The organism is Pseudomonas sp. NPDC077408, from assembly GCF_050269105.1.
In the GTDB taxonomy this organism is placed as follows: Bacteria; Pseudomonadota; Gammaproteobacteria; order Pseudomonadales; family Pseudomonadaceae; genus Stutzerimonas.
Genome location: NZ_JBNNHS010000001.1, coordinates 799,195 through 821,612 on the forward strand (window position 1 = coordinate 799,195; position 22,418 = coordinate 821,612).

The window sequence follows — 22,418 nt, forward strand, 5'->3', positions numbered from 1 at the left end:
AGTTCTGAGTATGAGCGACAGCCTGCAATTGATCCTTGAGGACGTAGACGGCACCCAGCTTGAGACGTCGTGCACCCGTTTTGCCGTGATGTGGCAGGGTCGGGAGGTCTGGATCCAGCAAGTCGGCAACAACCAGCTGATGATCGGCGTCGACGTGGAGGACGGCGACACCGAGTACGCCAATCTGCTGCTGCGTCCGCTGGCGACCAATTTGGTCAGCCTTGAGCTTGAGATGGAGCCGGTTGAGTCCGGCGAGGATGATCACGTTCATGGTCCAGACTGTAACCACGACCACTGACAGCTCCGAAATGCCGACGCTGGGTCGGCTGTTGGCGCTGACGGTTTCCGGTCAGGTGCCGGCTGAGAGCGTCCAGTTCACTGACGGCGGTGCCCAGCTGCGATGGCTGGGAGAGGGTGCCTTAGAGGTTACTCCGGCGCGCGGTCAGGATCTGGGGCTTGATCTGGTGCTATCGGCGGGCGTGCATGGCTGTGAAGTCATTCCGATTGAGCTACTGGATCGCTTGATATGGGCGATCGCGCGCAACGAGATCCTCCCCCGCGCTCGGCTGTTGTTGCTCTTCTGCAACCCGCCCGCCATGCGGCAGGGCGTGCGTCGTTTAGGCCAGGATCTGAACCGGCTTTTTTGTGGCAAGCACACCGCGAGCGAGCCTGGCGACGAGACGCGCCGCGCGGCGCAGCTGGAGGAGTGGGTTGCAGCGTTCTTCCAAGAGCCTGGCCGTCGGCGCTGGCATTACGACCTGCATTCGGCCATGCGTGCGTCGGTGCTGCCGCAGTTCGCCGTCTGCCCCTGGATGGATGGTCGGCAGACGTCGTCTGAAAGTCTGATGCGGCTTCGGCACGCCGCGGTCGATGCGCTGCTGTTGCAGGAAAAACCCTCCGGGACCTTCAGTGCTCACACCGCGACTCGCCACGGTGCTGAGGCCTTTACTTTGGAAATGGCGGAAGCGCCCGGCGGCGCCTGGCCTGATTGCCTCGATGAGTTTCTCCAGGCCGCACGACGCTGGATCGAGGCACGAGAGCCTGCGCAGCCAAACCCGGCGCTACGACCCTTGCGGGAGTTTCGGTTGGCGCGCGAGATCGTCAAGCGCAGTGAGAAGTTCGTTCTGCAGCTGCCGGCGGATATCGAGAATTTCACTCCGCTGCCGCTCGGTACCTTGCTCGCCGAAGATGACGGCGGCGTTCGCTGGGTAGTAGAGGAGCAGGGCGCGCGGATACTGTTTCCGCTGGCTGACATTGCGATAGGCGAGCGCGCCGGTCTCATCGTCGTACCGAGAGACTGAGGCAGCGATCGCTATTGATCTTGACCTTGCGCGAGGCCCGCGCCCGGGTTGGTGCCGCGCTTGATTTTGAAGGAGGCCTGCCTCGGGGCGAAGCTCTTGCTTTTTTACTGGCCGGAAATCCGCTTTCGCCGCGGGGCGCGCCTCCTACACGTGCCCTGGGGCTTGTGCTGCGCTTGGTTCTGTAGGAGGCCCGCCTCGGGGCGAAGCTTTTGCTTTTTTACGGGCTGGAGTTCGCATTCGCCGCGGGGCGCGCCTCCTACACGTGCACTGGGGCTTGTGCTGCGCTTGGTTCTGTAGGACGCCCGCCTCGGGGCGAAGCTTTTGCTTTTACTGGCTGGAAATCCGCTTTCGCCGCGGGGCGCGCCTCCTACACGTGCACTGGGGCTTGTGCTGCGCTTGGTTTTGTAGGAGGCCCGCCTCGGGGCGAGGCTTTTGCTTTTTTACTGGCTGGAGATCCGCTTTCGCCGCGGGGCGCGCCTCCTACACGCGCACTGGGGCTTGTGCTGCGCTTGGTTCTGTAGGAGGCCCGCCTCGGGGTGAAGCTTTTGCTTTTTTACGGGCTGGAGTTCGCATTCGCCGCGATGGCGCGCCTCTAAAGACCGGATTTGCGCCCGCCATCGCTGCGCTGCCGTCTAGCTCATACGCCGGCCGGCGGATTACTCAACGAGTCGTTTCCAGTAACGGTGGCAGTTCCGGTGGCCGCCTGAGCGTTAGCTTTCAGGCGTTCGTTTTCGGCTTCGCTGCGCTCCAACGGCATGCTTCGAGAGTTGCCTTCGGCCATTTTGGCCTGCTCATTGACGTCGCAAAGCACGCGTTTGGCTTCGCAGTGGCCGGTCACGCCCCGTGCCAGGGCCATGCCGCCCATCGCCAGCTGCAGGAGACCGCCCAAGCCGCCGCGCCCGAGGCCCTTGCCTAGGAAGTACAGCCCGCCGGCGATCGACGCGGCGCGTTCCCAGCCATGCACGTTTTGTGAAGCCTGATTTGAGGGTGTCCTGGTCATGGGTATCACTCCGCAACAGTAGTGTGATAATTGACCCCGACGAGCATGCCCCGTTCCGACCGCAAGTCGGCAAACATGCACCGCCGAAGCCAGCACAGGATACGTCCGCTGCGCGCCCCTGACAGCAGCCGTCCTTAGCGAGTCGCCATCTGGAACACCTTGAGCACAAAGGCATATTCCAGCGCCACGTCCTTCAACGCCTGATAACGACCGCTCATGCCGCCGTGTCCGGCACCGAATTCGGTTTTCAGTAGCAGTAGGTTGGCGTCAGTCTTTTGGGCGCGCAGCTTGGCGACCCATTTGGCAGCTTCCCAGTACTGCACGCGGCTGTCGTTGTAACCAGCTACCGCAAGGATCGCCGGGTAAGGCTGGCTGCGTACGTTCTCATAGGGCGCATAGGCCTTGATGCGCGCATGCACCTCGGGCTGATTCGGGTCGCCCCATTCGTCGTACTCGGTCACCGTCAGTGGCAGATCCGCATTGAGCATGGTGTTCAGCACGTCGGCGAAGGGCACTTCGGCAATTGCGGCGCCGAACAGCTCAGGTCGCAAGTTAAGCACCGCGCCGATTAACAACCCACCGGCGCTGCCACCGCTGACGGCGAGTCGAGCCGGTTCGGTGTAGCCGTCGGTTATCAGTTTCTCGGTGCAGGCAATGAAATCGCTGAAGGTGTTCGGCTTGTGCTCCAGCTTGCCGGCCCGGTACCAGGCCTCACCAAGGTCGCCCCCGCCTCGGACATGGGCAATGGCGAAGATAAAGCCGCGATCTAGCAGTGACAGACGGGCATGGGAAAACCAGGGGTCCAGGCTGTGGCCGTAGGCGCCGTATCCATAAAGATACAGGGGCGCGGGTTTGCCGAATTGCTCTCGACGACCGACCAGGCTGATCGGCACCTGAGTGCCATCGTCGGCTGTTGCCCAGATACGTCGGCTCTCATAGGCATCGGCGTCAAAGGGGCCTTCGACCGGAGTCTCCTTGAGGACCTCCTGCTTACCGTCGGAGAGGTTCAGCTGGCGAATCTGAGCCGGGCGGTTCAGTGCTTCGTAGCGCAGCCGGATAACCGGGCTATCGAATTCAAGCGTGTTGTGTACATGGAGGCTGTAGGCTGCATCCGGCAGTTGCAGCCGGTAGGGCGCCCCGGTTGATGGGCGAACTTCGATGATAGGAAGCCCGGCCTCGCGCAGGCTCAGGGTGACCGCGCCGGCGTTCAGGCTGATGTCTTCCAGCATTACCGAGTCGCTGTGGCCGATCAGCTCGTTCCAGTGTTCGCGCTGCGGCGTGCACTCCGGAGCCTGATACAGCGCGAAATTGATGCCTGCCTGGTTGCTGCGAATCAACCAGCTCCACTCGTCATCGAGAAGGCCGTGGTCGGGGTAGTACTCGTGGTCGTCTTGGCGCGGAGCAAGACAAATCCAGTTTCCCTCGGGCTCATCCGCTGACAGCACCCAGGCTTCGCTGGTTGTCTTGCTGTTCGAAAGGATCACCAGTTGGCGTTCGGAGCTGGTCCGGTAGCAGTGCACGAAATAGCGCCCGTCCGGATCGTGGTAGACCTCCGTGCGCTCCTTGTCGCCCAGCCGGTGGCGGTAGATCTTATGGGGGCGATGGGTGTCGTCCAGCTCGCCGAAGAACAAAGTGCAGCTATCGTTGGCCCAGGTCATGCTGCCGTCACAGTCATCAAAGGGCAGGGCGGTCACTTCGCCTGTGCTTAGATCCTTGACGAACAGTTGATAGATCTCGTCGCCCTGAGTATCGAGGCTGTAGGCCAGTTTGCAGTGATCTTGGCTGACACTGAACGCACCTAGTGAGAGGAAGCCACCTGCGGCCAGTTCGTTGGGATCAAGCAGCAATTGCTCCTGATTTTCATCGACGGTGAATGAGCCATCTGCCGGCCGTGTGCATCGGTAATGACGCGGGTACTCATCGCCGGCAGTGGTGCGCTGGTAATACAGCCAAGGGCCCCAGGGAGACGGCAATGAAAGGTCGGTCTCACGGATACGGCCTTTAACCTCTTGAAACAGCGATTCACGCAGTTGAGCTTGGTCAGCCAACTGTTCTTCTAGATAGGCATTCTCTGCCCTCAGGTGTTCCAGCACCTCGGGTGCGTCGCGGTTTTCCAGCCATTTGTACGGGTCCAGGCCTTTATCGACGCGGGCAATGGGGGCGGACATGCATAACTCCTGACGCGCCTGCGAACTGGCGCAGCTGTACGAAATTTGGGTAAGAGCACCGAGTGTACAAGGTGCCCAGACAGTTGTGACGGTGCTGAAGGCCGTGGTTTATCAACGATGTGGCTGGCGATCAGCTGCATGAATGACCTTCCATGCAATAAAAGCTGTGCCTGGTGGCCGCGCTAGGGCTTGGTCTTGGCTAGGCTTATTGGTCTTGGACCGGGCGAAGCGTCTTCGCGGCTTGGCCTGTCGATTGACATTCCGGTGCTTTTCAAAGAAGGTGTGCTCACCCAAATCAAACGGGCGTATGAATCGAGCGTTTGCCACGCAAATGCCGTCAGCCCGGTTTATCGTGTCGGTGGGTGTCGTTTCACCGGTAACGGTGGCGGTCTTCGGACCGATGACGTGCGACACGTAACGTTCAGCTTCCATACCGTGGAGATCAGTTGATGATTTACGAAGGTAAAGCCATCACGGTTAAGGCTCTTGAGAGCGGCATCGTCGAATTGAATTTCGACCTCAAGGGTGAGTCCGTCAACAAGTTCAATCGCCTCACCCTCAACGACCTTCGCCAGGCAGTCGACGCCATCAAGGCCGACGCTTCGGTCAAGGGCGTCATCGTTACCAGCGGCAAGGATGTATTCATTGTCGGTGCGGACATCACCGAATTCGTCGATAACTTCAAGATGTCCGATGAGGAGCTGGTCGCCGGTAACCTCGAAGCGAACAAGATCTTCAGCGATTTCGAAGACCTCGGTGTCCCGACCGTCGCGGCCATCAACGGCATCGCGTTGGGTGGTGGATTCGAGATGTGCATGGCCGCTGACTACCGCGTCATGTCCACTGTTGCCAAGGTCGGCCTGCCAGAAGTGAAGCTGGGCATCTACCCAGGCTTCGGCGGTACCGTTCGTCTGCCGCGTCTGATCGGCGTGGACAACGCTGTTGAGTGGATTGCGTCCGGTAAGGAAAACCGTGCTGAAGATGCGCTCAAGGTTCGCGCCGTAGATGCCGTGGTTGCCCCCGAGCAGCTGCAGGCCGCCGCGTTGGATCTGGTCAAGCGTGCCATTTCTGGTGAGCTGGACTACAAGGCCAAGCGTCAACCAAAGCTGGACAAGCTCAAGCTCAACGCTATTGAGCAGATGATGGCTTTCGAAACCTCCAAGGGTTTCGTGGCCGGTCAGGCGGGCCCGAATTATCCGGCGCCGGTCGAAGCGATCAAGACCATTCAGAAAGCCGCCAACTTCGGCCGCGACAAGGCGATCGAAGTCGAGGCCGCTGGCTTCGTCAAGCTTGCCAAGACCTCTGTTGCGCAGAGCCTGGTCGGTCTGTTCCTGAGCGATCAGGAACTGAAGAAGAAGGCCAAGGCGTATGACAAGCAAGCCCGTGACGTGAAACTGGCTGCCGTTCTCGGCGCCGGTATCATGGGTGGCGGTATCGCCTATCAGTCGGCTGTCAAAGGCACGCCGATCCTGATGAAGGATATCCGCGAAGAAGGCATCCAGATGGGGCTGAACGAGGCCTCCAAGCTGCTCGGCAAGCGCGTCGAAAAAGGTCGCCTGACTCCGGCGAAGATGGCCGAAGCCCTCAACGCCATTCGTCCCACCATGTCCTACGGCGACTTCGGTCACGTCGACATCGTTGTCGAAGCTGTTGTCGAAAATCCGAAGATCAAGCAGTCGGTTCTTGCTGAGGTCGAAGGTCTGGTGCGTGATGACGCGATCATCGCTTCCAACACTTCCACTATTTCCATCAGTCTGCTGGCCCAGGCGCTCAAGCGTCCGGAAAACTTCTGCGGCATGCACTTTTTCAACCCGGTACACATGATGCCGCTGGTGGAAGTGATTCGTGGCGAGAAGACCAGCGAAACCGCGATCGCCACCACCGTTGCCTACGCCAAGAAAATGGGCAAGAGCCCGGTCGTGGTTAACGATTGCCCGGGCTTCCTGGTCAACCGCGTGCTGTTCCCGTACTTCGGCGGCTTCGCCCGCGCCATCGCCCACGGTGTGGACTTCGTCCGTGCTGACAAGGTGATGGAAAAGTTCGGCTGGCCCATGGGCCCGGCGTATCTGATGGACGTCGTCGGCATGGACACTGGCCACCACGGCCGTGACGTGATGGCTGAAGGTTTCCCGGATCGCATGAAGGACGACACCCGCACGGCCGTCGACGTCATGTATGACGCCAACCGCCTCGGCCAGAAGAACGGCAAAGGCTTCTACGTCTACGAGATGGACAAGAAGGGCAAGCCGAAGAAGGTGGTCGACCCGCAGTCCTACGAGCTGCTCAAGCCGGTGGTCAGCGAGACTCGCGAGCTGTCCGACGAGGACATCATCAACTACATGATGATCCCGCTGTGCCTGGAAACGGTCCGCTGCCTGGAAGACAACATCGTCGAAACCGCTGCCGAAGCTGACATGGGTTTGATCTACGGCATCGGTTTCCCTCCCTTCCGTGGTGGTGCACTGCGCTACATCGATTCGATCGGTGTCGCCGAGTTCGTGGCTTTGGCCGACAAGTACGCCGACCTGGGCCCGCTGTACCAGCCGACTGCGAAGCTGCGTGAAATGGCTGCCAACGGCCAGAGCTTCTACGGTTAATTGAGGAATAAAGAGATATGAGCCTTAATCCGAGAGACGTCGTCATTGTCGACTTCGGCCGTACCCCGATGGGTCGTTCCAAGGGCGGCATGCACCGCAATACCCGCGCCGAGACCATGTCCGCGCACCTGATCGATGGCTTACTGGCACGCAACTCCAAGGTCGACCCGGCCGAAGTGGAAGATGTGATCTGGGGCTGCGTCAACCAGACCCTTGAGCAGGGCTGGAACGTGGCCCGCATGGCCTCGCTGCTGACCCGCATCCCGCACACCAGTGCCGCGCAAACCGTCAGCCGCCTGTGCGGCTCCTCCATGAGCGCATTGCACACCGCCGCTCAGGCGATCATGACCGGTAACGGTGATGTCTTCGTCGTGGGTGGTGTCGAGCACATGGGCCACGTCGGCATGATGCATGGTGTCGATCCGAATCCGCAGCTGTCGCTGTACGCTGCCAAGGCGTCGGGCATGATGGGCCTGACCGCTGAAATGCTGGGCAAGATGCATGGCATTACTCGCGAGCAGCAGGATGCTTTCGGCGAGCGCTCGCATCGTCTGGCCCACAAGGCTACCGTCGACGGCATGTTCAAGGATGAAATCATCCCGATGGAAGGCTACGACGAAAACGGTTTCCTCAAGGTCTTCGACTACGATGAAACCATTCGTCCCGAGACCACCCTCGAAAGCCTGGCGGCACTCAAGCCGGCCTTCAACCCGAAGGGCGGTACCGTGACTGCGGGCACGTCTTCGCAGATCACTGACGGTGCGTCGTGCATGATCGTCATGTCCGCTCAGCGCGCACAGGATCTGGGCATCCAGCCGATGGCTGTGATTCGCTCCATGGCCCTGGCCGGTGTGGATCCGGCGATCATGGGTTACGGACCGGTACCGGCCACTCAGAAGGCGCTCAAGCGTGCTGGTCTGACCATGGACGACATTGATTTCGTCGAGCTCAACGAAGCCTTCGCCGCTCAGGCGCTGCCGGTGCTGAAGGATCTCAAGCTGCTCGACAAGATGGAGCAGAAGGTCAACCTGCATGGCGGCGCCATCGCGCTGGGTCACCCGTTCGGTTGCTCGGGCGCTCGTATTTCGGGCACCCTGTTGAACGTGATGAAGCAGAACGGCGGTACGCTGGGCGTTTCCACAATGTGTATCGGCCTTGGTCAAGGCATCACCACAGTGTTCGAACGCGTCTAAACTAGTTGGCGACACGGAAACCGGGGCCTCGTGCCCCGGTTTTCATTTTGATGAGCGATTTTTTTTCAGAGGCAGCCGCGATGCAGGTCACGCCAGGCCGTTACCGCCATTACAAAGGCCCCGAGTACCGCGTATATGCAGTGGCTCGGCACTCCGAAACGGAAGAGTCGCTAGTCTTCTACCAGGCGCTATACGGGGATTACGGCTTATGGGTGCGCCCGCTTTCGATGTTCACCGAAACGGTTGAAGTCGACGGTGAAACGCTTCCCCGTTTCGCCCTGATCGAAGCCGAGCCCAGCCGTTTTTAGGCGTCGTCCGGACGAGCTGGCTTAAGCCCTGCGCTTGACCTCGGCTCTATCGCCACTATATATAGCGGTGCTTTCGAACCGAGTGAAGATGGCTCCCCTCGGTTTCGGACGATAAAACCCCTGCCAGGCAGTTAGGCTGCCATTGGATTTGGGTACGGATGATTTCTGGAGCGATTGATTGCTCTTCGCAGGCTGGCTAGGCTGCTTCGCTTCTTAACCGGCAGGCCGGGTGGCGTTTCGACGTCGGGCTGCGGCCGGTTCAACACTCTCAGTTCACCTCTCGATTCAGGAACTCTCCTCTCCATGGGTAAATCGCTGGTCATCGTGGAATCACCGGCCAAGGCCAAGACAATCAACAAGTATTTGGGCAACCAATACGTGGTGAAGTCGAGTATCGGCCACATCCGCGACCTTCCCACCAGCGGCTCTGCCAACAAGGAGCCGGTCAAGCGCGGTAAGGCCGCAGCGGCCGAAGCCCCGGCGCTTTCGCCGAAGGAGAAAGCCAAGCGTCAGCTTTTTACCCGGATGGGCATCGATCCCGAGCACGGCTGGAAGGCGAAGTACGAAATCCTGCCTGGCAAAGAAAAGGTCATCGATGAGCTTCGTCGCCTGGCCAAGGAAGCCGACACTATCTACCTCGCGACCGACTTGGATAGAGAAGGGGAGGCCATCGCTTGGCACCTGCGTGAATCAATTGGTGGCGATGACAGCCGTTACAAGCGCGTGGTGTTCAACGAGATCACCAAAAAGGCGATCCAGGAGGCCTTCTCCAAGCCGGGCGATCTGGACATCAATAGGGTCAATGCGCAACAGGCGCGGCGCTTTCTCGACCGGGTGGTGGGCTACATGGTTTCCCCGCTGCTCTGGGCAAAGATCGCTCGCGGGCTCTCTGCAGGACGCGTGCAATCGGTTGCGGTGAAGTTGGTAGTCGAGCGCGAGCGCGAGATCCGTGCGTTCGTGCCCGAAGAATATTGGGAAGTACACGCCGACCTCAATACGAGCGGCAATGCCAAGGTCCGCTTTGAGGTTGCCCGCGAAAATGGCGAAGCCTTCAAGCCGCTCAACGAAGCGCATGCAATGGCCGCGCTTGAGCAGCTCAAGGATTCCAGTTACAGCGTCACCAAGCGTGAAGACAAGCCGACCAGCAGTAAGCCGTCCGCGCCGTTTATCACATCGACCCTGCAGCAGGCCGCAAGTAACCGCCTCGGCTTCGGCGTGAAGAAAACCATGATGATGGCGCAGCGGCTTTACGAAGCCGGCTACATCACTTACATGCGTACCGACTCGACCAACCTCTCGGCGGATGCCCTGAGCATGGTGCGCAGCTTCATTGAAGATGAATTCGGCAACAAGTACCTGCCGGAAAAGCCGAACTTCTACTCCAGCAAGGAAGGCGCCCAGGAAGCTCACGAAGCGATTCGTCCTTCCGACGTCAATCTTCGTCCGGCTCAGCTGTCAGGAATGGAGCGCGACGCCGAGCGACTCTATGACCTTATCTGGCGTCAGTTCGTCGCGTGCCAGATGCCGCCTGCGCAGTATCTGTCGACCAGTGTTACCGTTGCCGCGGTCAACTTCGAGCTGCGCGCCAAGGGTCGGATCCTCAAGTTCGACGGCTACACCAAGGTCATGCCGCAGCAGAGCAAGAGCGGCGAAGACGACGTGCTGCCGGAGATGAATAAGGGCGACGGGATGAAGCTGATCAAGCTCGACCCGAGCCAGCACTTCACCAAGCCACCTGCGCGCTTCTCCGAAGCGAGCCTGGTCAAGGAGATGGAAAAGCGCGGAATTGGCCGGCCGTCGACCTATGCGGCGATCATCTCGACGATCCAGGATCGCGGCTATGTCTCTCTGCATAACCGCCGCTTCTATTCCGAGAAGATGGGCGACATCGTTACCGAGCGCCTCTCGGAAAGCTTCAACAACCTGATGGACTATGGCTTCACTGCCGGCATGGAAGAGAATCTCGACGATGTCGCACAGGGTGAGCGCGAGTGGAAGCACGTACTCGACGAGTTCTACGGTGACTTCAAAAAGAAGCTGGAGGTCGCTGAGGCGAGCGAGAACGGGATGCGTGCCAACCAGCCCACGCTGACCGATATTCCGTGCAAGGTCTGCGGACGTCCGATGATGATTCGCACAGCCTCCACTGGGGTCTTTCTCGGGTGCTCCGGCTACAGCCTGCCGCCTAAAGAGCGCTGCAAGTCCACCGTCAACCTGATTCCGGGCGATGAGATTGCCGCTGATGACGAAGGGGAGTCCGAATCTCGCGTGCTGTTGGGCAAACATCGATGCCCGATCTGCAGCACGGCGATGGATGCCTACCTGCTCGACGAAACCCATAAGCTGCATATCTGTGGCAACAACCCCGATTGCACAGGTTACGAGATCGAAGAGGGCCAGTACCGCATCAAGGGCTACGAGGGGCCGAGTCTGGAGTGCGACAAGTGCGGCAGTGAAATGCAGCTCAAAACGGGCCGTTTCGGCAAGTTCTTCGGTTGCACCAACGGCGAGTGTAAGAACACGCGTAAATTGCTCAGAAGCGGTGAGGCGGCTCCGCCGAAGATGGATGCGGTGAAGATGCCTGAGCTTAAATGCGAAAAGGTCGACGACACCTATGTGCTGCGCGATGGCGCTTCCGGTTTGTTCCTGGCCGCCAGCCAGTTTCCGAAAAATCGCGAGACCCGGGCACCGTTAGTACTGGAGTTGATTCCTCACAAGGATGAGATCGACCCGAAGTATCACTTTCTGCTCAAGGCGCCTCAGAAGGATCCGGAAGGCCGCCCAGCTGTGATCCGCTTCAGCCGCAAGACCAAGGAGCAGTACGTACAAACCGAGGTCAACGGCAAGCCGACTGGCTGGAAAGCCTTCTTCGATGGCAGCAAGTGGAAGGTAGAGGACAAGAGCACCGGTAAGTAACTGGCAGCCTCGGGTCGGAGCCAGCTTTGTCGCGGGCTTCGACCTGTAGCGTTCCAAGTCTTGGGAGATCGTCGCCATGGCTCATGAGCTGTACACCCGTACCAACCAGAAAATTTACTTCGCCGGACTCGCACTTGAGAATTGGAGGCGGGCCGAGGAGAAAGGCGCGCTGAATGCGCCAGGCCTGATCCAGGCCGAGCGCGAGGCTAGCCTTTTTCATCTATATGGCGCGTTGCTGGGGCTATGTCACGAGATTGCTGGCTATTACCGCCTGCCTGGTGCTAGCGCACCGCGTCCAGAGCTATTGCTGATGCCATCAGTGCAGGGCTCGTCATCGAGCCCGGAGCTCGCCGAGCTGATTGAGTTGGCCGAGCATCCTGAAACCTGGCTGGCACAACTGCTGAAAGCGTACTCAGCACTCTTCGAGCCGCCTCGTGCGCCTGCTAAGACCAAAACCGATCCAACCATGCCGTTAATCGAGGCGGTCAGTGTGGATGCGCAGGTGTCGGCGCTGGCGCGTGAAGAGCTGGAGGCTTGGCGAAGCAGCTTGAAAGAGCTGGCCCTACGCTTTCGCGAGTCGCTTACCGAGTGGTAAGCGACTAGACGTGCAATGTTGCTGTGTCTGTACTTGATCAAGTACTTGGTCTAAGACGCATGACCAATGCAATGCCTCCAAGAATCGCAAGGCCGGCGGCCAGCAACTTCCCGGTCAAGGGCTCCCCAAGCAGCAGGCTCCCCGCCAAGGCGGTAAGAAGTGGCACGCTCAGTTGCACGCTGGCCGCCTGGATGGCCCCTAGGCCGGGGAGCGCTGCGTACCAGATGGCGTAACCGATGCCAGAGGCCAAACCGCCAGACAGCAGTGCATAGATCAATCCGGCGCTGTCCCACTCCAGCGTGTTCAACGCAAGCAGGCATAACAGGACGGCGATTGGCAGGGTGCGAATGAAATTGCCCGCAGTAGCGGCAAGTGAGTCCTGCGTCCCTTTACCCAGTATCGAATAGGCTCCCCACGCCGCTCCTGCCAGCATCATCAGAAGTGATGCCGATAGCGGCGGTGTGTTTGTTCCTGGCAGCAGAAGCACAAGCAGCCCTGCTCCTGCCAGGAGCATCCCGGCTGTCTGCCCCCGATGCAAGCGTTCACCTTGCAGCATCCCCCAGGTGATCATGCTTATCTGCACGGCCCCGAACAGCAGCAGCGCGCCGGCGCCTGCGTCAAGGTCGAGGTAGGCATAAGAGAACGAGGCCGCATAGGCGAAGAGTGCGAGGGCGCCCCGCCAGCTGCCTGAGTTAGAAGAAGACTTCCCACGCAGGCACAACAAAAGCCACAACACCAGTGCACCGGCACATAGGCGCAGCGCAGTGAAGCTGGCCGGATCGATCTGGCTGTCCCGCAGAGCTGCGCGACAAAGCAGCGAATTGCCGGCGAAGGCGAGCATGGCCAGCGCGGTCAGTAGCAAGGTTCTTATGGTCATCCTGCGGTCCGGTCTCAATAGGCAGCCATCCTACTGTGCCGTCGCGTTACTGCACATCTGCTTCCTGCCTGCGCGAGACTGAGCAGCAGTTCAGCATCCTGTTTTGGCAGCTAAACCCAAAGGCTGCCGCCTGGGCGGTCGGCTGTTACAATGCGCGGTTTCAAGGGGAGCATGCCAATGCCAACGTCTTTTCTGGAAATCGTCGAGCTACCCGACGGCAGCATTGTGCTGCGTCGTGCCGAGGACGAAGGCGTGTTGGTCACGCTGGATTTTTCTGATGATGCCAAGGCGTTCCTGCAAGGTCAGCATGTTGAAGTCGCTAAGGCCATGTTCAACATTGGCGTGCAGATGGCGGGGCGCGTATCGGAGGGTGATTTCGAGCGGGAGGAAGAAGGGCCGCGAGTGTTGCATTGAGGGGTAAAGACGCCTGGTCGCCTTTGCGGCTCCTGGCGGGTTTCGGCACATCCTTATGCCAACCGGTTGGGGCGTATTAGCTACCCAGACGTATGTTCAAGCTCTGTGCATTGCCCTGGGCTGCCGCCACGCGCAGCTTCAGGCGGCCCGCCTTGTCGATGCGTGGGAACCAGGTAATGACCGTGTGGCTGCAGCCTGATACCAACGCCTTGCATGCCAGCTCAAGCGCAGTCTGGCTATCGCGGGCCTGGAGCAACAGAATGCGGTCACGATTCAGTCCGGTTTCTCGCAGCCAACTCTGTGAAAGCGATACAGGCGGTGCGATCAACGTGAGCCAGCGAGTATCCGCTGCCTCACTGAGCTCGCGCAGCATGGGAGCCAGCAACTGACGGCAGTGATCCCCGCTACCGGTCAGGGTCATTTCACTCAGGCAGTCGTCGGCTGGCTGTGGGGCGTGCGTTATCTCTGCGAAGGGTGTCAGGCGATGCGCGATCAGCCCTTCGAACAAGGAAAGCTGCGGTGGTTTGCCTGCGGTGGGTTGGGGATGGTACTGCATGAACCTCTCCTTAGCGGCGTATTACGCCGACGCTCAAACCTTCGATAACCAACTCTTGCTGTTCAAGATCAACTTCAATCGGCGCAAACTCGGCGTTTTCGGCAAGCAGCCAGACCTTGCTGCCTTCACGTTTAAAACGTTTAACAGTTACTTCGTCATCGATTCGGGCCACGACTATCTGTCCATTCCGTGCTTCACGCGTGGTATGGACCGCTAGCAGGTCCCCATCAAATATGCCGACATCCTTCATGCTCATACCGTGGACGCGCAGTAGGTAATCAGCCTTCGGCTGGAAAAATGAAGGATTGATCTGGCAAGATTCTTCGACATGTTGCTGCGCCAGAATTGGCGCACCGGCAGCAACCCGTCCGATTACCGGAAGGCCGTTGTCCTCGGTAGCCGGTTCGAAGCCTGGAATACGTATCCCGCGAGAGGCGCCGGGCGTCATTTCGATGGCGCCTTTGCGAGCCAAAGCCTTGAGGTGCTCCTCTGCGGCGTTGGGCGATTTGAAACCCAGCTCCTGAGCGATCTCGGCGCGTGTCGGCGGGTAGCCGTTGTCTTCAAGGCAACGCTTGATGAAGGCGAGGATTTCCGACTGGCGAGGGGTCAGTTTGATCATCAAAAGGGTCTCTGTTCTTTTATACAGTGACTGGGATTATATACAGTGCCGAGTGCTTGGCAATCGTTGTTTGATTGGGCGGCAGGTAGGCTCTGAGCGCGCAGTAAAGGGCCGCCGAAGCATTTCGGCGCTATGTCGGTTGACTTGGTGTAGGTTGAAACGTAAGTTTCAAACAGATGTTTGTCGGGGGAGAGGGCATGGCGCAGTCCGAAACAGTCGAGCGTATCCTGGATGCGGCGGAGCAGCTATTCGCTGAGAAGGGGTTCGCCGAGACGTCGTTGCGTCTGATCACCAGCAGAGCCGGCGTCAACCTGGCCGCAGTGAACTATCACTTCGGTTCGAAAAAGGCACTTATTCAGGCAGTTTTCTCGCGTTTTCTAGGGCCATTCTGCATCAGCCTTGAGCGGGAGCTGGATAGGCGCGAAGCGCAGTCTGACAGGAAGGAAAGCCTCGAAGAGTTGCTAGAGATCCTGGTCGAGCAAGCGCTGGCAGTGACGCCGCGCAGCGGCGATGATCTGTCCATCTTCATGCGTCTGCTGGGGCTTTCCTTCAGTCAGAGCCAGGGGCATCTACGTCGCTATCTCGAGGACATGTACGGCAAGGTGTTTCGCCGTTACATGCACCGGGTACACGAGGCCGCGCCGTCGATCCCGCCGATCGAGTTGTTCTGGCGTGTGCATTTCATGCTGGGCGCTGCGGCTTTCAGCATGTCGGGTATCAAAGCGCTAAGGGCTATCGCCGAGAACGATTTCGGCGCAAGAACCTCGATTGAGCAGGTCATGCGCATGATGGTCCCGTTTCTTGCAGCGGGTATGCGGGCCGACTCGGGTGTCGCAGATCCAGGGCTGGCGCAGGCCCATCCGATTGCCCGGCGCAACGCCTTGGCAATGCCAGCCAAGGGCTAGGGTGCATCCTCAAGGGGCGATCGGCTAAGCTAGCCGCCCATGAATGACCTCGATTTCCTCCATATCTCGATCGCTGACCAGACGCTCTACGGGTTTGCCAATTCCTGCCTGCGCCTTCGTTTCCCTGTTTCTACCGCGCGTAATGGTGCTGGTGAACGCAATGGCACCGGTTGTACGCCACGAGGCCGTCATCAGGTGCGCGCACGCATTGGTGAGGGCCTGCCTTCGGGAGCCGTTTTGCGCGGACGGCGTTGGACCGGGGAGGTATGGGATGCCGATCTGCATGAGCGTTTTCCTGGCCGTGACTGGATCCTGACGCGGATTCTCTGGCTCAGTGGTTGCGAGCCGGGGTACAACCGGATGGGGCCAGTCGATACTTTTCGCCGCTACATCTATCTGCATGGCACGCCGGATTCGGAGCCTATGGGAATACCGCTCTCCCACGGCTGCATCAGGTTACGCAATGCCGACCTGCTCGAACTCTTCCCCCGTGTGCCCGCTGGCTGTGCCGTGTATATCGGCGAAGCTGCATGCCCGGATTGGTCAAGCGCAACGCTGATATAAGGATTCGCTCACTAACATGCATGGCTCTTTGATGTTGGATATTGCCGGTACTTGGCTGACCGCCGAGGACCGACAATTGCTACGCCAACCGGAAGTAGGCGGGCTTATTTTATTTGCCCGGAATATCGAAAACCTGACTCAGGTCCAAGAGCTTTGCCGAGCGATTCGAGCGGTGCGGCCTGATCTGCTGCTGGCGGTCGACCAGGAAGGGGGGCGCGTCCAGCGGCTGAGGCGTGACTTCGTCCGGCTACCGGCGATGCGCGAATTCGCCTCGCGTCCCAATGCGCAGGAGCTGGCAGAAATTTGCGGGTGGGTGATGGCGACTGAAGTGCTCGCAGTCGGTCTCGATTTCAGTTTCGCGCCAGTCCTGGATCTCGATTACCAGCGCAGCGCTGTGGTTGGTTCGCGTGCATTCGAGGGTGATCCACTACGGGCAAGCGAGCTGGCCGGCGCTTTCATCAGGGGCATGCACAGCGCCGGAATGGCGGCCACTGGCAAGCACTTCCCTGGTCATGGCTGGGCCGAAGCGGATTCTCATGTCGCAATACCGGTCGATGAACGCGGGCTGGATGAGTTGCGCGGTCGGGATCTTGTCCCTTTCCGCAAGCTGGCCGCCGAGCTTGATGCCGTGATGCCCGCCCATGTTATCTACCCGCAAATAGACGACAGGCCCGCTGGTTTTTCCCGGCGTTGGTTGCAGGATGTGCTTCGCGATGAGTTGGGATTCCGCGGCTTGATTTTCAGTGATGACCTATCGATGGCTGGTGCGCATGTCGCCGGTGATGCGGCGAGCCGCATCGAGGCGGCGCTGACGGCGGGTTGCGATATGGGGTTGGTGTGTAATGATCGCGGGGCTGCTGAGCTTGCACTGTCGGCGCTGCAGCGGCTCGGGGCACAGCCATCACCGGCTTTGGGCAGAATGCGCAACCGGGCTTGCGGCTCACTGGAATACAAACAGGATCCGCGCTGGCGCGCATCCGTCGCTGCACTCAAAGCTGCCGAACTGATCGCTTGACCAAGGAAACACAGATGTCTGTCCATGCCATTATCGGCGGCACGGGGCTTACCGAGCTGCCTGGGCTGACCCTGCTCGAAGCGATACCCATGCAAACGCCATACGGTCCGCCGTCGGCCGATATTGTGCGTGGAGAGTATGCCGGTCGCGAAGTGCTGTTTCTCGCTCGGCATGGTCACCCGCACCGGGTTCCGCCACATCAGGTCAACTATCGCGCCAATCTGTGGGCGCTGAAGCGTGCCGGCGCGCAGGCCGTTATCGCAGTGAATGCAGTCGGAGGCATCCATTCGACCATGGGGGCCGGTCACCTCTGCGTGCCGCATCAGTTGATCGACTACACCTACGGTCGCGAGCACACGTTCTTCGAAGGCGACGTCGAGCATGTCACCCATGTCGACTTCAGCTATCCCTATGACGAGCCCTTGCGCCAGCGCCTGATCGCCGGTCTGGCAGCTGAACGTTACCTGTTCAGCAGTCATGGTGTGTATGGCTGCACTCAGGGGCCGCGGCTGGAGACGGTCGCTGAAATCGCCAGGATGGAGCGCGATGGTTGCGACATCGTCGGGATGACCGGTATGCCCGAGGCGGTGCTGGCGCGTGAACTGGAGCTGCCCTACGCCTGTCTGGCGCTGGTGGTCAATCCGGCTGCGGGCAAAAGCAGTGGGATCATCACCATGGCGGAAATCGAGGCTGCGCTGGCTGAAGGAATTGTGAAGGTACGTGCGGTGCTGGCTCGCGCGTTGGCTGGTTGAGAGCAGTCCCGCCAGCGAGTGCCGTGGCTAGTAGCCAGTGGCATGCTGGCGATAACGGCGTTGATGGCTTCGCCAGGAGCCGTCAGAACGGTCGCAAAGACGTAGCACGTTGCTGCTAGTTTCGCCAAACAACCCATTGCGGGCGATCCGCTGCTTGCTACACTTGGCCGTCCTTTGGAGTACCGGAATGCTTTGCCACGCACCCATAAGAAGAATATCCAGAACGGTGATGTTGTTGAGTCTGCTGGCCGGCCTTGCAGGCTGTTCCACCTGGTTCAGCAGTGATTTCCGGGATCCCCGCGTCCAACTTAAAAACGTCGAAATCATCAAAGCCAGGCTGCTCGAACAGGAGTTCATGCTGCGCTTTCGCATCGACAATCCCAACGAGCAGAGCCTGCCGGTTCGCGGTTTGGTGTATACCGTCCACCTCAACGACATCGAGCTGGCGAGCGGAGAGTCCAGCGGCTGGACAACCGTTCCCGGAAACGGCTTCGAGTATTACGAGGTGCCGATACATACCAATCTCTGGCGGCACATGAAGTACATTGTGCGTCTGCTGGAAAAGCCGGATCGCCCGATTGCCTATCGTCTGGATGGTGAGTTGAAAACCGGTCTAATGCTCGGACGGCGCGTGCACATCTCAACCAATGGCGAGATAATCCCCGGCAACTTTATCCCGGAGTAGCAGTACCGATGAACCACGAAACACACGTGCACGGTCCCGATTGCAATCATGATCACGACCATGCTCACCAGGACCACGGACATGTACACGGCCCGCATTGCAACCACAGCCACGATCCGGTGCGTAATCCGCTGAAGGATGTCGGTCGGAACGATCCCTGCCCATGCGGCAGCCAGAAAAAGTTTAAGAAGTGCCACGGAGCCTGATCCGCGCATGACACCCTTCGCCATAGTGTTGCTCATAGCTGCCCTGCTGCTGATCGCGGCCCTGGCGGGATACGCCCTGCATCTATGGCGCAGGGTATGGCGCAGAGAGCAACAGCTAGCGGATATGCAGGCGCAGCAGCACGCAGCGCTTGCCGCAGACCTACGCGTGCTCGCGAGCAGCCTGCTCGAAGAACAGGTCCCTCTGATCGAAGGTGCTATCCGGATCAAGGTGCTGCTGGATAACTTCGATTCCGCGCTGGGTCAGGACCCGCGCTGTCAGGTTTTTCAAGTGCTCTTCGAGGAGACCTCGCAAGTCCCCACTCATGACGCCTGGAAAGCGCTGGATCGTTCTGAGCGTCGCCATCATGAGGCTCGCTTCAGTGCGCTCGAACTGCAGCACAAGGCCGAGGCGCGCCGCTCCGCCCGCTGGCTGCTTGATGAAGCACTGCCAAAGAATCACCAAGCCGCCTGAGCGCGACGGCAGACCACATCCTTTTCATATCCGTACTGCCCTGCCCGCAAGGAGCCGATGATGCCACTGCGCCTGCCGTTTTTTCTGGTTCGCCTGACGTTGGGCGCCGTATTTGTGGGTGGAGCCCTTAGCGGCTGCCAGGCCTATCTGGATAGTCGCTACAGCGACAGCCTGCCGCCAGCCCAGGGCGTCCAGGCGATTACGGGGCTGGACAAAAGCGTAAGCATCCGTCGCAACACGCTGGGTATGCCGCTGATTGAAACGGCGAACTTTCATGATGCACTGTTCGGATTGGGTTACGTACATGCCACTGACCGCCTGAGCCAGATGGTCAGCATGCGGCTCATGGCCGAAGGGCGCTTGGCTGAAATGGCCGGGCCTGGAGTGCTTGAGGTCGACCGCTTCATGCGTGCGGTAAACCTTCGGCAAAGCGCTGCGGTGCTGTATCGGGAAAGCTCGCCGCGGATGAAGCGCTTCTTCGAGGTGTATGCCAGAGGCGTTAACGCCTACCTGTTCCGTCATCGCGACAAGTTGCCGATGGATCTTGCCGTCACAGGCTATACGCCTGAGTACTGGAAGGCTGAAGATTCGGCACTGGTGTTCTGTCTGTTGAACTTCGGCCTGGCGGTCAATCTTCAGGAAGAAATCGCATCACTGGTCATGGCGCAGAAAGTCGGTGCGGACAAGGTCGCCTGGCTGCTGCCCACCTACCCAGACGAAGCGTTGCCGTTTGAGGAGGCCGACAAGCTCAAAGGCTTGAAGCTGAGCGGCGATATTGCTGGGCTTGCAGCGCTTGAGAGCGCAGCCGCCCAAGTTGCCTCGCTCAACATGCTGGGGGTCGCCGCTTCGAACAATTGGGCCATTTCCGGCAGCAATACGCGCAGTGGCAAGCCGATCCTGGCCAATGACACGCACTTGCCGCTGTCCATGCCGTCGTACTGGAACTTCGTGCAGATTCGCTCGCCGAAGTTTCAGGCTGCAGGCGTGACGATTGCTGGCGTGCCTGCTGTGGTCGCAGGCTTCAACGGCAAGCTGGGCTGGGGCATGACCATGGTCATGGGCGATACCCAGGACCTCTTTCTCGAGCAGGTGCGGCGCGAGGGTAGCCGCTTGCTGTATCTGGCCGATGGCAAGTGGGTGCCGGCTCGCGAACGAAATGAGACCTTCTTTATCAAGGGCGGGCGACCTGTCCGAGAAACGATTTACGAGACACGCAACGGGCCGCTGCTCAATAGCGTTCTAGGCGAGCGCAAACATCCGTTGCAGCCGCTGCAGTTGAGCAGTGGTTACGGGTTGGCTCTGAAGACCAACCAGTTCGAGGCTGATCAAACGCTGGATGCGTTTTTTGACCTGACCCGTGCGCAATCCGTCGACCAGGCGTTCGAGGCGACCCGCGACATCCGTGCCGTGGCGCTGAACATCGTGTTTGCCGACCAGCAAAGTACTGGCTGGCAGGTCACCGGACGCTATCCGAACCGGCGCGAGGGGTTGGGCCTGCTTCCGTCGCCGGGTTGGGAAGGGCGTTATGACTGGGACGGTTACGCCGATCCCATGCTTCACCCCTATGATCAGGATCCGGTGCAAGGCTGGCTGGGGACCGCCAATCATCGCACCGTGCCTAAGGGCTATGGCATGCAGCTGTCCAATTCCTGGTACTACCCGGAGCGTGCCGAGCGTATTGCCGAGCTGCTTGGTCGGGGTAAGCAGGACACCCGCAGTGTGATCGCAATGCAGTATGACCAGACGACAACCTTTGCGGCCAAGCTGCAGACCATGCTGCAGGCGCCGGGAATGGCGGAGCCGCTGAAAGCCGCCATCGATACGCTTGCCGAGCCTGAGCGGCGCCGGGCACGTGAAGCGCTTTCAACCCTGCTGCGCTTCGATGGGAAGCTCGCTGCTGGCTCTGCGGACGCAGCGCTGTATGAAACCTTCCTGATGGAGGCTGCACGCCAGACCTTTCTCGACGAGCTGGGGCCGGAGGGTAGCGCCGCTTGGAAGGCCCTGGTCGAGGCCGCAAACGCCTCCTATTCGGCACAGGCCGATCATCTGCTCGGCCGGGACGACAGCCCGTTCTGGGACGATATCGGTACGCCCCAACAGGAAGACAAGCCGGCCATTCTGGCGCGCTCACTTGCCGCTTCGGTCAGTCGTATGGAAACTGCCCTGGGTGCTGACCGAAGTGCCTGGCAGTGGGGGCAGCTGCATACCTACACCTGGAAGAGCGGCACTACGCAACTGGCGCCTTACATGTCGCCCAGCCAGCGCGCCGGCATCAATGCGATCAGCGGCTATCTGGATCGGGGGCCGGTAGCGGCTGGTGGCGATCACAGCACGCTGAACGTGTCGGCCTACCGCTGGGGTGACAATTTCGATACCTGGCTGATCCCGGCGATGCGGATCGTTGTCGACTTCGGTCGTGATGAGCCGATGATCGGGCTAAACAGCACCGGTCAGTCCGGCAACCCGGCCAGCCCCCACTACGCAGATGGCATCGAGGCCTGGTTGAAAGGCGGCTACATGAGCTTCCCATTCAAATCGGAGAACCTCGACAAGGTCTACGGCACCCAGCGATTGCTGCTCACGCCAGCGCCTAAATAGCTTACTGATCGGTGGGCGAAGCAGTATTGGTGCTGTTTTGGGTCAGCTGTTCTTGCGCCAGTCGAAATCCATCTGTCGCGCGGTGGCTTCGGCCAGTTCGCGGCCTGCGATACGCTCGACCAAGTGCAGGCTCATGTCGATACCGGCCGAAATACCTGCCGAGGTTACGTAGCGGCCGGTATCAACCCAGCGGCAGCCTTCGACCACTTTGAGCAGCGGGAACATCGCTTTCAGTTCGCTGATATCTTCCCAGTGCGTGGTCACCTTATGCGCGTACAGCACGTTGGCTTTCGCCAGCAGGAATGCGCCGGTGCACACCGAGGCGGTGAGTCCGGCCTGCGCGGCTGTTTTCTCGATCCACCGCACCACCTCGGGGTTCTCCAGTTCGTTGGTGACCACTCCGCCCGGAACGATCAGCAAGTCGATGGTGGGGTGGTTGGCAAAGTTGTAGTTGGGTTGGACGACCAGACCCGCCCTGGCGCGCACGAGCCCCTTGCGCGCAGCGATGGTCGACGTTGAGAAGGGCGGTGCCTGACCGTCGCGCAGCGCCAGCCGCGTCGCGGTGGTGAACACCTCGTAAGGCCCCGTAAAATCGAGCACCTCGACGTCGGGGTAAACGTAGATACCGACGAATGTGGGCATGACGGGCACCTGTCGTATGCGCTGAGCTTAAGAGG

The 22,418-nt window shown here is 59.9% G+C and carries 22 protein-coding genes; 16 read left to right on the forward strand and 6 right to left on the reverse strand.

All coding sequences use genetic code 11. The features are described from left to right. Nucleotides 1-10 precede the first annotated feature (10 nt). Nucleotides 11-298, forward strand: coding sequence for a topoisomerase II (locus ACQKEK_RS04010; RefSeq protein ID WP_073301579.1), 288 nt, complete (start codon nucleotides 11-13; stop codon nucleotides 296-298). Nucleotides 299-308: 10 nt separating this feature from the next. Then, the gene (locus ACQKEK_RS04015; protein WP_499141356.1) at nucleotides 309-1,301 is read left to right on the forward strand and encodes a succinylglutamate desuccinylase; all 993 of its coding nucleotides are present in this window, start codon (nucleotides 309-311) and stop codon (nucleotides 1,299-1,301) included. Between the two features lie 637 nt (nucleotides 1,302-1,938). Here ACQKEK_RS04015 and ACQKEK_RS04020 read toward each other — a convergent pair. Together ACQKEK_RS04020 and ACQKEK_RS04025 are read right to left on the reverse strand one after the other, a co-directional pair. Beyond that, complete coding sequence (locus ACQKEK_RS04020) at nucleotides 1,939-2,301, reverse strand: YgaP-like transmembrane domain (protein ID WP_128120505.1); 363 nt, start codon at nucleotides 2,299-2,301, stop codon at nucleotides 1,939-1,941. 134 nt (nucleotides 2,302-2,435) lie between these two features. Beyond that, nucleotides 2,436-4,469: a S9 family peptidase gene (locus ACQKEK_RS04025; protein WP_499141136.1), complete on the reverse strand. Its 2,034-nt coding sequence runs from the start codon at nucleotides 4,467-4,469 to the stop codon at nucleotides 2,436-2,438. 449 nt (nucleotides 4,470-4,918) lie between these two features. Between ACQKEK_RS04025 and fadB the strand changes: the two genes are divergently transcribed. From fadB to ACQKEK_RS04050, 5 genes are all read left to right on the forward strand, one after another. Then, complete coding sequence (gene fadB / locus ACQKEK_RS04030; protein ID WP_045428432.1) at nucleotides 4,919-7,066, forward strand: fatty acid oxidation complex subunit alpha FadB; 2,148 nt, start codon at nucleotides 4,919-4,921, stop codon at nucleotides 7,064-7,066. Nucleotides 7,067-7,083: 17 nt separating this feature from the next. Beyond that, a complete protein-coding gene (gene fadA, locus ACQKEK_RS04035) occupies nucleotides 7,084-8,259 on the forward strand; it encodes an acetyl-CoA C-acyltransferase FadA (RefSeq protein ID WP_073301589.1) in 1,176 nt (391 codons plus the stop codon). 80 nt (nucleotides 8,260-8,339) lie between these two features. Further along, nucleotides 8,340-8,567 (forward strand): DUF1653 domain-containing protein, encoded by a 228-nt coding sequence (locus ACQKEK_RS04040; RefSeq protein WP_499141358.1) that lies wholly within the window; start codon nucleotides 8,340-8,342, stop codon nucleotides 8,565-8,567. A gap of 303 nt (nucleotides 8,568-8,870) precedes the next feature. Continuing rightward, on the forward strand, nucleotides 8,871-11,483 hold the full coding sequence (gene topA, locus ACQKEK_RS04045; RefSeq protein ID WP_499141138.1) for a type I DNA topoisomerase: 2,613 nt from the start codon (nucleotides 8,871-8,873) through the stop codon (nucleotides 11,481-11,483). Between the two features lie 76 nt (nucleotides 11,484-11,559). Continuing rightward, nucleotides 11,560-12,078: a DUF6586 family protein gene (locus ACQKEK_RS04050; RefSeq protein ID WP_499141139.1), complete on the forward strand. Its 519-nt coding sequence runs from the start codon at nucleotides 11,560-11,562 to the stop codon at nucleotides 12,076-12,078. A 37-nt stretch (nucleotides 12,079-12,115) separates the two neighbouring features. On the opposite strand, the gene ACQKEK_RS04055 is transcribed toward ACQKEK_RS04050, so the two are convergent. Then, entirely contained in the window at nucleotides 12,116-12,955 is an 840-nt protein-coding gene (locus tag ACQKEK_RS04055) for a DMT family transporter (RefSeq protein ID WP_499141140.1), read from the reverse strand. A gap of 177 nt (nucleotides 12,956-13,132) precedes the next feature. On the opposite strand from ACQKEK_RS04055, the gene ACQKEK_RS04060 reads away from it, so the two are divergent. After that, nucleotides 13,133-13,369 carry a hypothetical protein gene (locus ACQKEK_RS04060; RefSeq protein WP_045428419.1) on the forward strand — a complete coding sequence of 79 codons (237 nt, stop codon included), beginning with the start codon at nucleotides 13,133-13,135 and terminating at the stop codon, nucleotides 13,367-13,369. Between the two features lie 76 nt (nucleotides 13,370-13,445). On the opposite strand, the gene sulA is transcribed toward ACQKEK_RS04060, so the two are convergent. Both sulA and lexA read right to left on the reverse strand, forming a co-directional pair. Further along, nucleotides 13,446-13,925, reverse strand: a complete 480-nt coding sequence (gene sulA, locus ACQKEK_RS04065) for an SOS-induced cell division inhibitor SulA (protein WP_046163814.1) — start codon at nucleotides 13,923-13,925, stop codon at nucleotides 13,446-13,448. A gap of 10 nt (nucleotides 13,926-13,935) precedes the next feature. After that, nucleotides 13,936-14,544, reverse strand: coding sequence for a transcriptional repressor LexA (gene lexA / locus ACQKEK_RS04070; RefSeq protein WP_499141142.1), 609 nt, complete (start codon nucleotides 14,542-14,544; stop codon nucleotides 13,936-13,938). A 197-nt stretch (nucleotides 14,545-14,741) separates the two neighbouring features. Between lexA and ACQKEK_RS04075 the strand changes: the two genes are divergently transcribed. The 8 genes from ACQKEK_RS04075 to ACQKEK_RS04110 all read left to right on the forward strand — a co-directional run bounded on the left by ACQKEK_RS04075 (nucleotide 14,742) and on the right by ACQKEK_RS04110 (nucleotide 21,741). Beyond that, nucleotides 14,742-15,449 carry a TetR/AcrR family transcriptional regulator gene (locus ACQKEK_RS04075; protein ID WP_128120513.1) on the forward strand — a complete coding sequence of 236 codons (708 nt, stop codon included), beginning with the start codon at nucleotides 14,742-14,744 and terminating at the stop codon, nucleotides 15,447-15,449. A gap of 39 nt (nucleotides 15,450-15,488) precedes the next feature. Next, complete coding sequence (locus ACQKEK_RS04080) at nucleotides 15,489-16,013, forward strand: L,D-transpeptidase family protein (RefSeq protein ID WP_499141144.1); 525 nt, start codon at nucleotides 15,489-15,491, stop codon at nucleotides 16,011-16,013. 16 nt (nucleotides 16,014-16,029) lie between these two features. Then, nucleotides 16,030-17,028, forward strand: a complete 999-nt coding sequence (nagZ, locus tag ACQKEK_RS04085; RefSeq protein WP_128120515.1) for a beta-N-acetylhexosaminidase — start codon at nucleotides 16,030-16,032, stop codon at nucleotides 17,026-17,028. 14 nt (nucleotides 17,029-17,042) lie between these two features. Further along, complete coding sequence (locus ACQKEK_RS04090; protein ID WP_499141145.1) at nucleotides 17,043-17,780, forward strand: S-methyl-5'-thioinosine phosphorylase; 738 nt, start codon at nucleotides 17,043-17,045, stop codon at nucleotides 17,778-17,780. A 187-nt stretch (nucleotides 17,781-17,967) separates the two neighbouring features. Next, nucleotides 17,968-18,465, forward strand: coding sequence for an LEA/WHy family protein (locus tag ACQKEK_RS04095; RefSeq protein WP_045428403.1), 498 nt, complete (start codon nucleotides 17,968-17,970; stop codon nucleotides 18,463-18,465). A gap of 8 nt (nucleotides 18,466-18,473) precedes the next feature. Then, on the forward strand, nucleotides 18,474-18,671 hold the full coding sequence (locus ACQKEK_RS04100) for an SEC-C metal-binding domain-containing protein (protein ID WP_045428401.1): 198 nt from the start codon (nucleotides 18,474-18,476) through the stop codon (nucleotides 18,669-18,671). Nucleotides 18,672-18,678: 7 nt separating this feature from the next. Continuing rightward, entirely contained in the window at nucleotides 18,679-19,143 is a 465-nt protein-coding gene (locus ACQKEK_RS04105) for a DUF2489 domain-containing protein (RefSeq protein ID WP_499141146.1), read from the forward strand. Between the two features lie 60 nt (nucleotides 19,144-19,203). After that, complete coding sequence (locus tag ACQKEK_RS04110) at nucleotides 19,204-21,741, forward strand: penicillin acylase family protein (RefSeq protein ID WP_499141147.1); 2,538 nt, start codon at nucleotides 19,204-19,206, stop codon at nucleotides 21,739-21,741. Between the two features lie 42 nt (nucleotides 21,742-21,783). Here ACQKEK_RS04110 and ACQKEK_RS04115 read toward each other — a convergent pair whose 3' ends face one another. Next, nucleotides 21,784-22,383, reverse strand: a complete 600-nt coding sequence (locus ACQKEK_RS04115; protein WP_499141148.1) for a DJ-1/PfpI family protein — start codon at nucleotides 22,381-22,383, stop codon at nucleotides 21,784-21,786. Between the last annotated feature and the right edge of the window lie 35 nt (nucleotides 22,384-22,418).